Source organism: Streptomyces goshikiensis, from assembly GCF_014650555.1.
In the GTDB taxonomy this organism is placed as follows: Bacteria; Actinomycetota; Actinomycetes; order Streptomycetales; family Streptomycetaceae; genus Streptomyces; species Streptomyces goshikiensis.
The window spans coordinates 329,486-342,929 of the sequence record NZ_BMVE01000005.1 but is presented as its reverse complement, the minus strand read 5'-3'; the positions used below and the strand labels follow the sequence as shown (position 1 = coordinate 342,929).

The window sequence follows — 13,444 nt, the reverse complement described above, 5'->3', positions numbered from 1 at the left end:
CCCCCGCGTTCAAGGAGCACCGCACCATGCACACCCTGCTCGTCACCGGCCCCGGCGGCGCCGGGCGGACGACCGCCGCCGCCGTGACCGCCCTCGCCGCGGCCCGCGCCGGGCGGCGCGTGCTGCTGCTGTCCGGTGACCCGGGAGACCCGATGGCCGCTCTGGTCGGGCCGGCCGCCGGCCCGCCCGAGGACGTCGCGCCCGGCCTGCGGGCCGTGCCCGCCGCCGGCGGGGTGCTGGTCGCCCGCATCGACTCCGGCGAGGAGTTCCGGGCCGAACTCGTCGCCCTCCAGGACCGCGGCGCCGCGCTCCTCAGCATGCTCGGCGGCCGCGCCCTCGGCGCCGAGGAACTCACCGAGCTCCCCGGCGCCGAGCAGTTCGCACTGCTGCGGGCCCTGCGCCGGGCCGCCACCGCCCCCGGCGTCGACCTCGTCGTCGTGGACATGCCCCCGCTGCACCAGGCCGTGGCCACCCTCGCCCTCCCCGCCCAGCTGCGCCGCTACCTCGCCCGCCTGCTCCCCGCGGAGCGCCAGGCGGCCCGCGCGCTGCGCCCCGTACTCGCGCAGCTGGCCGGCGTGCCCATGCCCGCGCAGTGGCTGTACGAGGCCGCCGCGCGCTGGGACGAGGAGCTGGCCGCGGTCCAGGCGGTCATCGAGGCCGGCTCCACCGCCGTGCGGCTCGTCGCCGAGCCGGGCCCGGCCGCCGACGCCACCCTGCGGACCGGCGGCCTCGGGCTCGCCCTCCAGCGGCTGCGCGTCGCCGACGTCGTCGCCAACCGGACCCTGCCCCCCGGCTCCGCCGACCCGTGGCTGGCCGGCCTCGCCGCCCAGCAGGAGAAGTACGCCGCCCAGTGGGCCGCCGACGGCCCGCCCGTCCTCCCGCTCCCGCACCTCGGCCGCGACCCCCAGGGCCCCGACGACCTCGCCGCGCTCGCGGACGTCGCGGCCCAGGCTCCGGACGCCCCCGGGCGCCGCCCCGACTGGCCCGTCGAGGACCGGATCGCCGAGGACGGGGTGCTCGTCTGGGTGGTTCCGCTGCCCCGGGCCGAGAAGCGCGAGCTCGACCTGATCCGGCGCGGCGACGAGCTCCTGCTCACGGTCGGCCCGTACCGCAGGATCGTTCCCCTGCCCTCCGCGCTGCGCCGCTGCACCGTCTCCGGCGCCGCCCTCGCCGACGGTGAGCTCCGCATCCGCTTCACCCCCGACCCGGGGCTCTGGCCCCGCGCGCACTGAAGCCCGTACCCCCGTTCGGGTACCGTCGAAGGTAGTCCGTACCGCACGCCCCGCAGCTGCCGCAGGAGAGTCCGCCATGAGCGAGGCCACCGACCGCCCCACCGACGAAGACGCCTGGGCCAAGGCCTGTGCCGAGGACCTCGCCGCCGAGAAGGCCCGCCGCCGGGCGGAACAGGGCGCGGGCGGCGGCGGGGCCACCGGGACCGCCGCCGAGGAGCTGTTCAAGCTCTTCGAGGCCGTCGCCGACAAGGTCTCCGGGCTGAACAACCCGCTGATCGGCGTTGCCGCCCAAGGCGCGGTGCGGCAGTTCGTCGACCAGGCCAAGACCGCCGCCAAGCCCGTCATCGAGCGCAATCCCGAGGTCTTCGACCACCTCGCGGCCGCCGGTTCGGAGCTCCTCGCCGCCTACCGCTCCGCCGTGGAGGGCCACGAGCGCCGCTGGACCCGGGACGAGCCGCCCGCCCCGCGCCGCGCCCCGGCCGAGGAGAACCACCCGCGCGACCCACGCGACGAGGGCGACGGCCCCGGGGACGAAGGCCCCGCCGGGCGGATCGATCTCGACTGAGGCGCCGCCGCCCTCGGGTACCGTTGCCCGTGGCGGGGTTTGACCGGAAACCGAGGGACTAATGGGACTCACCATCGGCGTCGACATCGGCGGCACGAAGATCGCGGCCGGCGTGGTCGACGAAGAGGGCACCATCCTTGAGACGTACAAGGTGCCCACCCCGCCGACCGCGGACGGAGTGACGGAGGCGATCTGCTCCGCCGTGTCCGAGGTCAGCAGCAACCACGCCATCGAGGCCGTCGGCATCGGCGCCGCCGGCTACGTGGACGACAAGCGGGCGACCGTACTCTTCGCGCCCAACATCAACTGGCGGCACGAGCCGCTCAAGGACAAGGTCGAGCAGCGCATCGGCCTGCCGGTCGTCGTCGAGAACGACGCGAACTGCGCGGCCTGGGGCGAGTACCGCTTCGGCGCCGGCCAGGGCCACGAGGACGTCATCTGCATCACCCTCGGCACCGGCCTCGGCGGCGGCATCATCATCGGCAACAAGCTGCGGCGCGGGCGCTTCGGCGTCGCCGCCGAGTTCGGGCACATCCGGGTCGTCCCGGACGGCCTGCTGTGCGGCTGCGGCAGCCAGGGCTGCTGGGAGCAGTACGCCTCCGGGCGCGCGCTCGTCCGGTATGCGAAGCAGCGCGCCAACGCCACCCCCGAGAACGCGGCGGCCCTGCTCGCCCTCGGCGACGGCACCCCCGACGGCATCGAGGGCAGGCACATCAGCGAGGCCGCGCGGGCCGGTGACCTGGTGGCCGTCGACGCCTTCCGCGAGCTGGCCCGCTGGGCGGGCGCGGGTCTCGCGGACCTGGCCTCCCTCTTCGACCCGTCGGCGTTCATCGTCGGCGGCGGCGTCTCCGACGAGGGCGACCTCGTCCTCGACCCGATCCGCAAGTCCTTCAAGCGCTGGCTGGTCGGCGGCGCGTGGCGCCCGCACGCGCAGGTGCTGGCCGCGCAGCTCGGCGGCAAGGCCGGGCTGGTCGGCGCGGCGGACCTGGCCCGCCAGGGCTGACACCGGCCGTTCCGCGTTCTGCGCAGCTGCCCGCCGCGCCCCCTGGGGGAGCGGCGGGCAGCTGCGTATCTTGCGGACATGGACCTGCCTGTGCTGCCTTCGCTGCCGAAGTCCCAAACGGAGCCCGACGGTTCTGCCGTGATCCGGGTGCTCAGCTACAACATCCGCTCGTTGCGCGACGACGAGGACGCGCTGGCGAGGGTGATCCGCGCGTGCGCCCCCGACCTGGTCTTCGTCCAGGAGGCCCCGCGGTTCTTCCGCTGGCGCAAGCACGCGGCGCGGCTGGCGTCGAAGAGCGAGCTGGTGGTGTTGAGCGGGGGCGCGACGGCCGCCGGGCCGCTGCTGCTGTGTTCCCTGCGGGCCTTCGTGGAACGCACCGAGGACGTACTGCTGCCGATGACGCCAGGCCTGCACCGGCGGGGCTTCGCGACGGCCGTCGTACGGTTCGGAGCGGTACGGGTGGGGGTGCTGAGCGCGCACCTCTCGCTGGACCCCGGTGAGCGGCTGGCCCAGGCGGGGCTGCTGCTGGAGCGGACGGAGGCGATGGACACCCCGTACAAGATCGCGGCGGGCGATTTCAACGAGCCCCCGGAGGGCCCGGCCTTCGCCCGGGTCGCCGCCCGCCTCCAGGACTGCCGCACGGTCGCCCCCTGGGGCGGGGAGCACACCTTCACCGGCGGCCCCTCGGCCCGCCGCATCGACGCGGTGTTCGCCTCGCAGGGGGTGGAGGTCCTCGGCTGCGGCGTCCCCGAGGGGCTCCCGGGAGTGACTCCCGCGGACCTCCGCGCGGCCACGGACCACCTTCCCGTCCTGGCCGCCCTCCGCCTCCCGGCCCCGTAGCCGCCCCGGCGGGGGCCGCATCGGCCCCGGCCGAGGCGCGCGAGCGGCGCGTCGGGCAAGGGGGTCAGACCACCGCGCCGCGGCCCGGGTCGTCATCCTCGTCGTCGTCCTGCGACATCCGGCCCACCAGGGTGGCGAAGCCGCCCAGGAAGCCGCCGATGCCCAGCGTGGTGAGCCACCAGGTCATGTCCCACTGGAGCAGTACCGCCAGCAGGAGCAGGACCGGTCCGCCCACCACCGCCAGCCACGCGAACTTCGTCGTCACGTCGGCCTGCGGCAGCTCCGGTTCCGGCGGGACGAAATGGCCCTCGTCCGCCCCGTCCTCCGGCTCCTTCGGGGAGTGGTCCCGAGGCCCCGGAGCCGGGGCGCCCGCGCCCACGCCCGGGGCGAAGACCACCGAGCTGCCCAGCGCAGGCGGCGCCGCCGGCCCGCGGCCGGAATCCGCGCCGGGGCCCGCGTCAGGATCCGCGTCGGAATCCGCCTCGGAGGCCGCCTCGGCCGAAGGCTCCGGCAGGACGTCCTCCTCCGGCAGCATCAGGTTCTCGATCGGTCTGAACGGCCGCGCCCCCGGCGGGTCCGGCGGTTCCTGCCCGTACCCGGCGACGATCGCCGCCCACGCCGCCTCCTCGTCCAGCGGGGGCACCCCCCCTGATGATTCCTCGTGCTCAGCCACCGCTGGCCGCCCCCTCCCTGCTGACGCTCCCCGTGAGCCGCCCCACGAACGCGAAGCTGTCCGCGAAGATCCGCTCCGCGTCATGGTCCAACGTCGCGACGTGGTAGCTCTGTTCCAGCAGGGTCTCGGTGACATCCGTGGACGACACCCGCGCCAGCACCCGCGCCGAGTCCACCGGCGGTACGACGTGGTCCTGCGGGCTGTGCAGCAGCAGCACCGGCTGCGTCACCTGCGGCAGCTCCGAGTCCACCAGCCGCAGGAAGTTCCGCAGGGAGTGCGCGGCCCGCGTCGGCACCCGGTCGTAGCCGACCTCCTCGGACCCCGGCTTCGCGATGTCGCTGGCGATGCCCGGAGTCGACCGGATGAAGTGCCGGGCCACCGGCAGCGCGAAGGCCAGCGGGTCGTGCACCTTGTTGGCCGGGTTGACGAGCACGATCCCGCTGATCGCGTCCCCGTGCTTCGCCGCCAGCCGCAGCGTCAGCGCCCCGCCCATCGACAGGCCGAAGACGAACACCCGCTCGCACCGGTCCAGCAGCTCCCGCAGCGCGCGGTCCACCTCCGCGTACCAGTCCTGCCAGCCCGTGAGCTGCATGTCCTGCCAGCGCGTCCCGTGCCCGGGCAGCAGCGGCAGCGACACCGACAGCCCCCGCTCGGCCAGGTACTCGGCCCAGGGGCGCAGCGACTGCGGGGAACCGGTGAAGCCGTGGCAGAGCAGTACGCCGACCTCTCCGCCCTCGTGGCGGAACGGCTCTGCTCCAGGGAGGACGGGCACCAGGGTCTCCTTAGGAAGGGGTGGGGGGTACGTAGCGCTGTGTGACTTCACCGTACGCGACCGGGGTGACACCGACCAGGGTCGTCGGGCCGCTGTGGCCGGGCCAGGGGATAAGGTCTGTTCGACAGACACAGGAAGGCATTCGAGTTGATCTACGGCGCAATGAAGTTCTCCATCGGCGGTTCCCTGAAGCTCGCCTTCAGGCCGTGGGTGGAGGGCCTCGAAAACATTCCCGCGGAGGGGCCGGCGATCCTCGCGAGCAACCACTTGTCGTTCTCCGACTCCTTCTTCCTCCCGGCCGTGCTCGACCGGAAGGTCACCTTCATCGCCAAGGCGGAGTACTTCACCTCCCCGGGCGTCAAGGGCAAGCTGACGGCGGCCTTCTTCAAGGGCGTCGGCCAGCTCCCCGTGGACCGCTCCGGCGCCCGCGGTGCCGGCGAGGCCGCCATCAAGAGCGGCATCGACGTCATCGAGCGCGGGGAACTGTTCGGTATTTACCCCGAGGGGACGCGTTCACCCGACGGCCGCCTCTACCGCGGCAAGCCCGGCGGTCTGGCCCGCGTGGCCCTGGCCACCGGCGCCCCGGTGATCCCCGTCGCGATGATCGACACGGAGAAGATCCAGCCGCCCGGCAAGGTCGTCCCGAAGCTGATGCGACCCGGCATCCGGATCGGCAAGCCGCTCGACTTCAGCCGCTACCAGGGCATGGACGGCGACCGCTTCATCCTGCGCTCGGTGACCGACGAGGTCATGTACGAGATCATGAAGCTTTCCGGCCAGGAGTACGTGGACATCTACGCCACGGCCGCCAAGCGCCAGATCGCCGACGCCGAGAAGGCCTCCAAGGCCGCCGAGAAGGCGGAGAAGGCCGACCAGAGCACGGAGTAGGACGGGCGGCGGCGGTACCGCCCGGAGGGGTGGGGGAGATGGCGAAACGCGAGCGCGTCGTACGCATGTCGGTCGAGCAGCCGCTGTGGCGCGCGCTGACGGCCTACCGGCTGCTCACCATGGTCTACGCGGTGGCGCTGTTCGGCTTCGCGTACCAGCGGTTCGACCGTCCCAAGGTCGCGGCCGGCTACCTGGCGTGCCTCGCCGTCTGGACCCTGGTCACCCACCGCAGGGTCGCGAACGCGGCCAGCTGCACCAAGGGGTTCCTCGGCGCCGACCTCACCGTCGCGATCGTCGGAATCCTGCTCACGCCGATCGCGGACACCCACGAGCGGATCGCGGCCGGCGGGCCCACCCTGCCCAGCATCTGGACGGCCGGCTCCGTCCTCGCCTTCGCCATCAAGGGAGGCTGGCGCTGGGCCGGCTTCGCCTCCACCTTCGTGGCCGCGGCCAACGTCCTCGTCCACGGCGGCAATCCCACCCGGGACACCCTGCACAACGTCCTGCTGGTCTGGGTCGCCTCCATCGCCATCGGGTACGTCGTCGAGGTCGCCCGGGCCAGCGAGGCCACCCTCGCCCGCGCCCTGGAGATCGAGGCCGCCACCCGCGAGCGCGAACGCCTCGCCCGCGACATCCACGACGGGGTCCTCCAGGTCCTCGCCATGGTCCAGCGGCGCGGCACCGAACTGGGCGGCGAGGCCGCCGAACTCGGCCGGATGGCGGGGGAGCAGGAGGTCGCGCTGCGCACCCTGGTCTCCAGCGGGCTCGTGCACACCTGCCGGATCTCCCGGGACGAGTCGCTCGGCGCGCTGGTCACCGCGGACGAGGTGGACGAGCCCGGCGGCGACGGGGGCGAGCTGGACCTGCGGACGCTGCTCGCCCCGCACGCCGGGTCCCGGGTGAGCTTCGCCGAGCCGGGCACCCCGGTGCCGCTGCCGGTGCCCGCCGCGAAGGAGCTGGCCGCGGCGGTCGGCGCCGCCCTCGACAACGTGCGCAGGCACGCCGGGGAAGGCGCCAGGGCCTGGATCCTGGTCGAGGACTGGGGCGACGAGGTGATCGTGACCGTCCGGGACGACGGCCCGGGCATCCCGGCCGGACGGCTCGACCAGGCGGAGGGCGAGGGACGGATGGGCGTGGCCCTGTCCATCCGAGGCCGGCTGCGCGACCTCGGCGGCACCGCCGAGCTGGTGTCCGTCCCCGGACAGGGCACCGAAGTGGAACTGAAAGTACCGAGGGGGAGAACCCAGTGAGCGTGCCGAACGAGCTGAGCGACATCAAGGTGATGGTCGTCGACGACCACCCGATGTGGCGGGACGCGGTCGCCCGCGACCTGGCCGCGGCCGGATTCGATGTCGTCGCCACCGCCGGGGACGGCCCCGAGGCGGTCCGCCGGGCCGGCGCCGCCGCCCCGCACGTACTGGTCCTCGACCTCAACCTGCCCGGCATGCCCGGCGTCCAGGTCTGCAAGGAACTGGTCGGCGCCAACCCGGCACTGCGCGTCCTCGTCCTGTCCGCGAGCGGCGAGCACGCCGACGTCCTGGAGGCGGTCAAGTCCGGCGCGACCGGATACCTGCTGAAGTCCGCCGGCGCGCAGGAGCTGATCGACGCGGTCCGCCGCACCGCCGCCGGCGACCCGGTGTTCACCCCGGGCCTCGCCGGACTGGTCCTCGGCGAATACCGGCGCCTGGCCACCGACCCGGCGCCCGCCGCGCCCGACGAGCCGAAGGCGCCGCAGCTGACCGACCGCGAGACCGAGGTGCTGCGCCTGGTGGCCAAGGGGCTCTCGTACAAGCAGATCGCGGAGCGGCTCGTCATCTCCCACCGCACCGTGCAGAACCACGTCCAGAACACCCTCGGCAAGCTCCAGCTGCACAACAGGGTGGAGCTCGTCCGGTACGCCATAGAGCGCGGCCTCGACGACGCGTAGCGCGCGAAAGCGGTGTCGTACGTCGTACTTACGTCCTCGTACGAGTGAACGGGAGTACGCAACTCCTTGAAATTCCACCGGAATTGGCCAAACCCAACGCGCTGGTGTGACCTGGGTCACCACTAGCGTGGCCGTCACGCGGGCTCAGCGGGCCCTGTGGCGAAGGGAGATTCCATGAAGGTCGGAGTGCTCACGGGCGGCGGCGACTGCCCCGGGCTCAACGCGGTGATCAGGGCCGTCGTGCGCAAGGGCGTACAGGAGTACGGTTGCGAGTTCGTCGGCTTCAAGGACGGCTGGCGCGGCGCGGTCGAGGGCGACACGGTCCCGCTCGGCATCCCCGCCGTCCGCGGGATCCTGCCGCGCGGCGGCACCATCCTCGGCTCCTCGCGCACGAACCCCTTCAACCAGGAGAACGGGGTCCGGCGGATCAAGGAGAACCTCGCCAAGTACGAGGTCGAGGCGCTCGTCGCGATCGGCGGCGAGGACACCCTGGGCGTCGCGGCCAGGCTGTACGAGGAGTACGGCATCCCCTGCGTCGGCGTCCCGAAGACCATCGACAACGACCTGTCGGGCACGGACTACACCTTCGGCTTCGACACCGCCGTCGGCATCGCCACCGAGGCCATCGACCGGCTGCACACCACGGCCGAGTCGCACATGCGGGTGCTGGTCGTCGAGGTCATGGGCCGGCACGCCGGCTGGATCGCCCTGCACTCGGGGCTCGCGGGCGGCGCCAACGTCATCCTCATCCCGGAGCAGCGCTTCGACCTGGACAAGGTGTGCGCCTGGGTGACCTCCCGGTTCAAGGCGAGCTACGCGCCGATCGTGGTGGTCGCGGAGGGCGCGATGCCGACGGACGGGGAGCTGGTGCTGAAGGACGCCACCACGGACTCCTTCGGGCACGTCCGGCTCTCGGGCGTCGGCGAGTGGCTGGCCAAGGAGATCGAGTCGCGCACCGGCAAGGAGGCCCGCACCACGGTGCTCGGGCACATCCAGCGGGGCGGGACGCCGAGCGCGTTCGACCGGTGGCTCGCCACCCGCTTCGGGCTGCACGCGATCGACGCGGTGCGGGAGGGCGACTTCGGGAAGATGGTCGCGCTGAAGGGGACGGACATCGTCCGGGTGCCGATCCTGGAGGCCACGTCGAAGCTGAAGACGGTGGACCCGGCGCTGTACGAGGAGGTCGGGGTCTTCTTCGGCTGACCTGCGCCGACAGGGCCCCGCAGGGGCTAGATTCAGCCGCGTGGACATACCTTCCGTGGGATGCTGGCCCTTGCAGCCGTACTGCTCGTGCAGGCCGTCCGGGCCCTGAGGCCCGCGCTCCGGGCGCGGCCGGGGGAGCGGGTGGACGCCTGGCTGGCGTTCGCCGATCCCCTGGCCGCCGTCCCGGTGTCGCTGGCGCCGGCCGCCGGGGAGATCGGCTTCCTCCTGTGCGGCCTGGCGGTGCTCGGGCCGATCATGGCCTGGCGGCTGGCCCGCAGCCTCCAGGCCCGCCGCCGCGGGCCGACCCCGGCCTGAGGGCCCCGCGCCCCGGCGCGGCCCCGCCGCCTTGGCCGCCGGCCTGGCTCGGCGGCCCCGGCGCGGCCCCGCCGCCCCGGCCTAGGCGCGGGCCGGGGTGTGGACCGTCGTCAGGAGGTCGTGCAGGAGGTCCGCACCGCGCAGGGTGAGGACCGACTCCGGGTGGAACTGGACCCCCGCGAACCGCCCGGCGGCGGACCGCAGCGCGTGCACCTCCCCCGTCCCGGGGTCACGGGACACCTCCACCCCCCGCTCCGCCAGCCGCCCCGCCGCCTCCTCGTCGCAGCGCGCGGCGTACGCGTTGTAGAACCCGACCACCTCCTCGCTCCCGAACAGCGGGATCCGCGTCTGCGCCCCCTGGGCCGGCTCCGCCTTGCGCACCAGCGGCAGCCCCAGCTCGGCGGCCAGCAACTGGTGCCCCAGGCACACCGCCAGCAGCCCGCCCCGGTGCGAGCCGAGCAGTTCGGCGGCCAGCCCGCGCAGCAGCCGGATCTTCGGATCCGCCGCGTCCGCCGGGTTCCCCGGACCGGGGCCCAGCACGACCGGGCCGTCCCAGGCCAGGGCCGCCGCCCGCAGCCCCGGGTCGTCGTAGCGGCGTACGGTCACCTCCAGCCCGCTCATCCGCACCACGTGCGCCAGCATCGCGGTGAAGGTGTCCTCCCCGTCGATGACCAGCGCGTGCCCCGCCGGCGCCGCCGGCCGCTCCTGCATCCGGAGCCAGAACGGCGCCAGGTCCGCCCGCCGCGCCGCGAGGGCCGCCTGGACCCGGGGGTCGGCGGCCAGGCTCCCGCCGCCCGTCACCGCAGGCCGGGGCGCGGCGGGCCGGACCCCCAGCGCCGCCAGTACCCCCGCGGCCTTCGCGTGCGTCTCCGCCACCTCGCCCGCCGGGTCGGAGTGGCGCACCAGCGTGGCGCCGACCGGAACCCGCAGGGTGCCGTCCGCCGCGATGTCGGCGGTCCGGATCAGGATGGGGGAGTCCAGGGTCTGCGCCCCGGCCGCGTCCAGCCCCAGCAGCGCCAGCGCGCCCGCGTAGTAGCCCCGGCCGCCGGCCTCGTACCGCTCGATGACCCGGCAGGCGTTCTGCACCGGCGAGCCCGTCACGGTCGCCGCGAACATCGTCTCCCGCAGCACCTCCCGCGCGTCCAGCGAGGACCGGCCGCGCAGCTCGTACTCGGTGTGCGCGAGGTGCGCCATCTCCTTCAGCCGCGGTCCGACGACGACCCCGCCCATGTCGCCGACGGTGCACATCATCTTGAGCTCCTCGTCCACCACCATGGACAGCTCTTCGGTCTCCTTGCGGTCCCCGAGGAAGGCGAGCAGCGACTCGGCCGTCGGGCCGGACGCGGGATAGCGGTACGTCCCGCTGATCGGGTTCATCACGACCGTCCCGCCCGACATCCGCACGTGCACCTCGGGGCTCGCCCCGACCAGCACCCGGTCCCCGGTGTGGACCACGTACGTCCAGTACGCGCCCCGCTCGCCCAGCAGCAGCCGCCGGAACAGCGCGAGCGTGTCGGCCCGGCCGAAGTCCTCGATCCGGCCCTCGTAGGTGCGGCGGATGACGAAGTTCGCGCCCTCCCCGCGCCCGATCTCGTCCCGGACGACCCGCTCCACGGTGGCCGCGTACTCCTCGTCGGGTACGTCGAAGCCGCCGCCCTCGACGCGCACCCCGTGCGCCGGGAGCTGCGCCAAGGCCTCGGCGAGCGGGAGCTCGTACGCCTCCTCGGCGACCAGCACGCTCAGCGGCGTCCCGTCGTCGCGCACGTCGAAGCCGCGCTCCCGGATCTGCCGGAACGGCACGAGGGCGAGGGTGGGGAGCGGCCCGACCGGCAGGTCGGCGAGGCGCTCGGCCTCGTGGACCGCGCCGATCAGCACCTCGACGGTGTCGTGGTCGCGGCCGGGGGTGCGCCGGCGCAGCAGGGCGAACGGCGGGCAGGAGTCTTCGAGCAGTCGGCTGAGTTCCATGGGGCGGGGCGTCCTTCCGGGGAGCGTTCGAGCGGAGTTTCGAGCGGAGGAAGGAGGGGCGGCCCGGCCCGGAAAACAGCGAAGGCCGCCCCTCGGGGCGGCCTGTGCGTCGTCTCGCGTCTGGCTGGTGTCGTCAGGTACGCGAAAGCAGTGGGCCGCCGGGAGCGGGCCACCACCAGTTCATGTCGAAGTGCGCGTACATGCCGGCGACGATATCAGGGACATCCGTCTCACGTAGTGGGCAGCGGGCTGGACGCGGCGTGTGACGACGTAATGTGTATGAGGTGACCGTGAACGCTGAAATCCAAGCCCCCGCCAACAAGGCGACCTGGCGAGACCTTCCCGCGGCGCAGCAGCCTTCGTACCCCGATGCCGAGGCTCTGCGCGCTGTCGTCGCGGACCTCGAGTCGTATCCTCCCCTCGTTTTCGCGGGTGAGTGCGATCAGCTGCGCGCCCGTCTGGGAGCCGTCGCCAAGGGCGAGGCGTTCCTCCTCCAGGGTGGCGACTGCGCCGAGGCCTTCGACGCCGTGTCCGCCGACCACATCCGCGCCAAGCTGAAGACGCTGCTCCAGATGAGCGCCGTCCTGACGTACGCGGCCTCCGTGCCCGTCGTGAAGGTCGGCCGCATCGCGGGCCAGTACTCCAAGCCGCGCTCCAAGGACACCGAGACCCGCGACGGCGTCACCCTGCCGACCTACCGCGGCGACTCCGTCAACGGCTTCGCCTTCACCGAAGAGGCCCGGATCCCGGACCCCGAGCGGCTGAAGCGCATGTACCACGCGTCGGCCTCGACGCTGAACCTGGTGCGCGCCTTCACCACCGGTGGCTACGCCGACCTGCGCCAGGTGCACGCCTGGAACCAGGACTTCGTGAAGAACTCCCCGTCCGGGCAGCGCTACGAGCAGCTCGCGCGGGAGATCGACAACGCGCTGAACTTCATGAAGGCCTGTGGCACCGACCCGGCCGAGTTCAAGGCCGTCGAGTTCTACTCCTCGCACGAGGCGCTGCTGCTCGACTACGAGGGCGCCCTGACCCGTACGGACTCCCGCACCGGGAAGCTGTACGACACCTCGGGCCACATGGTCTGGGTCGGTGAGCGCACCCGCCAGCTGGACCACGCGCACATCGAGTTCTGCGCGCAGATCGCCAACCCGCTCGGCATCAAGCTCGGCCCCACGACCACCGTGGACGAGGCGCTGACGTACATCGACCGCCTGGACCCCGAGCGCGAGCCGGGCCGGCTGACCTTCGTCGTCCGCATGGGCGCCGACAAGGTCCGCGACAAGCTCCCCGAGCTGGTCGAGAAGGTCACCGCGTCCGGTGCGACCGTCGCCTGGGTCACCGACCCGATGCACGGCAACACCTTCGAGGCGGCCTCCGGCCACAAGACGCGCCGTTTCGACGACGTGCTCGACGAGGTCAAGGGCTTCTTCGAGGTCCACAAGGCCCTGGGCACCCACCCGGGCGGCATCCACGTCGAGCTCACCGGTGACGACGTCACCGAGTGCGTGGGCGGCGGCGACGAGATCTTCGTCGACGATCTGCACCAGCGCTACGAGACGGCCTGCGACCCGCGGCTCAACCGCAGCCAGTCGCTGGACCTGGCGTTCCTGGTCGCCGAGATGTACCGCGACCAGTAGGCGATCTCCACGATGTAGCTTCCTCTGACAGTGGGGCGCGGATCCATGTGATCCGCGCCCCACTGCCGTCCCCGGGGCTTTTAGGTGACCCTAAGTTTGGGTACGGTTAGGTAAGCCTCACCGAATCGGGGATGGCTCGCCGAACCGTTCCGGGTCAGGAGGTGAACCGCGTGTACGTCTGCTCTTGCTTCGGGATCACCGACAAGCAGGTCAAGGAACACGCGGCCGCCGGGGCCTGCACCCCCCGCCAGATCGCCTCGGCGACCAAGGCCGGAACCGACTGCGGCTCCTGTGTCCGCACCATCCAGGGCATCCTCGGCCGTGGGGCCTGCCCCCGCCGGGAACTGCTGGACCAGGGCGAGACGGGCGCCGTGCTCGCGGCCGCCCCGCGGCTCGCCGAGGCCGCCTAGCCCGTCCCGCC

14 protein-coding genes are annotated in these 13,444 nt (G+C 73.3%); 11 read left to right on the top strand and 3 right to left on the bottom strand.

Annotated features, from left to right (window positions below; all coding sequences use genetic code 11):
* The first annotated feature begins 26 nt into the window (after nucleotides 1–26).
* The 4 genes from IE248_RS17830 (at nucleotide 27) to IE248_RS17815 (ending at nucleotide 3,640) form a co-directional block, all read left to right on the top strand.
* Nucleotides 27–1,232: an ArsA family ATPase gene (locus IE248_RS17830; RefSeq protein WP_190031136.1), complete on the top strand. Its 1,206-nt coding sequence runs from the start codon at nucleotides 27–29 to the stop codon at nucleotides 1,230–1,232.
* 76 nt (nucleotides 1,233–1,308) lie between these two features.
* Nucleotides 1,309–1,797, top strand: coding sequence for a DUF5304 domain-containing protein (locus IE248_RS17825; protein ID WP_073798979.1), 489 nt, complete (start codon nucleotides 1,309–1,311; stop codon nucleotides 1,795–1,797).
* A gap of 61 nt (nucleotides 1,798–1,858) precedes the next feature.
* Nucleotides 1,859–2,800 carry an ROK family glucokinase gene (locus IE248_RS17820; RefSeq protein WP_008738780.1) on the top strand — a complete coding sequence of 314 codons (942 nt, stop codon included), beginning with the start codon at nucleotides 1,859–1,861 and terminating at the stop codon, nucleotides 2,798–2,800.
* 78 nt (nucleotides 2,801–2,878) lie between these two features.
* Entirely contained in the window at nucleotides 2,879–3,640 is a 762-nt protein-coding gene (locus IE248_RS17815) for an endonuclease/exonuclease/phosphatase family protein (protein ID WP_073798978.1), read from the top strand.
* A gap of 64 nt (nucleotides 3,641–3,704) precedes the next feature.
* Here IE248_RS17815 and IE248_RS17810 read toward each other — a convergent pair whose 3' ends face one another.
* Both IE248_RS17810 and IE248_RS17805 read right to left on the bottom strand, forming a co-directional pair.
* Nucleotides 3,705–4,313: a hypothetical protein gene (locus tag IE248_RS17810; protein WP_190031135.1), complete on the bottom strand. Its 609-nt coding sequence runs from the start codon at nucleotides 4,311–4,313 to the stop codon at nucleotides 3,705–3,707.
* Nucleotides 4,306–5,085, bottom strand: coding sequence for an alpha/beta hydrolase (locus tag IE248_RS17805; protein WP_073774467.1), 780 nt, complete (start codon nucleotides 5,083–5,085; stop codon nucleotides 4,306–4,308). The genes IE248_RS17810 and IE248_RS17805 overlap by 8 nt, the downstream gene beginning before the upstream one ends.
* 162 nt (nucleotides 5,086–5,247) lie before the next feature.
* Here IE248_RS17805 and IE248_RS17800 point away from each other — a divergent pair, with 162 nt between their 5' ends.
* From IE248_RS17800 to IE248_RS17780, 5 genes are all read left to right on the top strand, one after another.
* Complete coding sequence (locus tag IE248_RS17800) at nucleotides 5,248–5,973, top strand: lysophospholipid acyltransferase family protein (protein WP_073798976.1); 726 nt, start codon at nucleotides 5,248–5,250, stop codon at nucleotides 5,971–5,973.
* A gap of 38 nt (nucleotides 5,974–6,011) precedes the next feature.
* Nucleotides 6,012–7,223 carry a MacS family sensor histidine kinase gene (gene macS / locus IE248_RS17795; RefSeq protein ID WP_190031134.1) on the top strand — a complete coding sequence of 404 codons (1,212 nt, stop codon included), beginning with the start codon at nucleotides 6,012–6,014 and terminating at the stop codon, nucleotides 7,221–7,223.
* Nucleotides 7,224–7,255: 32 nt separating this feature from the next.
* Nucleotides 7,256–7,900 carry a response regulator gene (locus tag IE248_RS17790; protein WP_037791576.1) on the top strand — a complete coding sequence of 215 codons (645 nt, stop codon included), beginning with the start codon at nucleotides 7,256–7,258 and terminating at the stop codon, nucleotides 7,898–7,900.
* Nucleotides 7,901–8,074: 174 nt separating this feature from the next.
* On the top strand, nucleotides 8,075–9,103 hold the full coding sequence (locus IE248_RS17785; RefSeq protein ID WP_008738773.1) for a 6-phosphofructokinase: 1,029 nt from the start codon (nucleotides 8,075–8,077) through the stop codon (nucleotides 9,101–9,103).
* Nucleotides 9,104–9,163: 60 nt separating this feature from the next.
* A complete protein-coding gene (locus IE248_RS17780; protein WP_190031133.1) occupies nucleotides 9,164–9,418 on the top strand; it encodes a hypothetical protein in 255 nt (84 codons plus the stop codon).
* Between the two features lie 81 nt (nucleotides 9,419–9,499).
* Here the strand turns inward: IE248_RS17780 and IE248_RS17775 are convergent, their stop codons facing one another.
* Nucleotides 9,500–11,383 carry an anthranilate synthase family protein gene (locus IE248_RS17775; RefSeq protein ID WP_190031132.1) on the bottom strand — a complete coding sequence of 628 codons (1,884 nt, stop codon included), beginning with the start codon at nucleotides 11,381–11,383 and terminating at the stop codon, nucleotides 9,500–9,502.
* Nucleotides 11,384–11,658: 275 nt separating this feature from the next.
* Between IE248_RS17775 and IE248_RS17770 the strand changes: the two genes are divergently transcribed.
* Nucleotides 11,659–13,023, top strand: a complete 1,365-nt coding sequence (locus IE248_RS17770; protein ID WP_373301536.1) for a class II 3-deoxy-7-phosphoheptulonate synthase — start codon at nucleotides 11,659–11,661, stop codon at nucleotides 13,021–13,023.
* A gap of 161 nt (nucleotides 13,024–13,184) precedes the next feature.
* Nucleotides 13,185–13,433, top strand: coding sequence for a (2Fe-2S)-binding protein (locus IE248_RS17765; RefSeq protein WP_073774461.1), 249 nt, complete (start codon nucleotides 13,185–13,187; stop codon nucleotides 13,431–13,433).
* Nucleotides 13,434–13,444 lie beyond the last annotated feature (11 nt).

Bases quoted from the DNA above. Each gene is read 5' to 3' on its own strand.
- IE248_RS17830 (WP_190031136.1), top strand. From the start codon at position 27: ATGCACACCCTGCTCGTCACCGGCCCCGGCGGCGCCGGGCGGACGACC.
- IE248_RS17825 (WP_073798979.1), top strand. From the start codon at position 1,309: ATGAGCGAGGCCACCGACCGCCCCACCGACGAAGACGCCTGGGCCAAG.
- IE248_RS17820 (WP_008738780.1), top strand. From the start codon at position 1,859: ATGGGACTCACCATCGGCGTCGACATCGGCGGCACGAAGATCGCGGCC.
- IE248_RS17815 (WP_073798978.1), top strand. From the start codon at position 2,879: ATGGACCTGCCTGTGCTGCCTTCGCTGCCGAAGTCCCAAACGGAGCCC.
- IE248_RS17800 (WP_073798976.1), top strand. From the start codon at position 5,248: ATGAAGTTCTCCATCGGCGGTTCCCTGAAGCTCGCCTTCAGGCCGTGG.
- macS (WP_190031134.1), top strand. From the start codon at position 6,012: ATGGCGAAACGCGAGCGCGTCGTACGCATGTCGGTCGAGCAGCCGCTG.
- IE248_RS17790 (WP_037791576.1), top strand. From the start codon at position 7,256: ATGGTCGTCGACGACCACCCGATGTGGCGGGACGCGGTCGCCCGCGAC.
- IE248_RS17785 (WP_008738773.1), top strand. From the start codon at position 8,075: ATGAAGGTCGGAGTGCTCACGGGCGGCGGCGACTGCCCCGGGCTCAAC.
- IE248_RS17780 (WP_190031133.1), top strand. From the start codon at position 9,164: ATGCTGGCCCTTGCAGCCGTACTGCTCGTGCAGGCCGTCCGGGCCCTG.
- IE248_RS17775 (WP_190031132.1), bottom strand. From the start codon at position 11,383: ATGGAACTCAGCCGACTGCTCGAAGACTCCTGCCCGCCGTTCGCCCTG.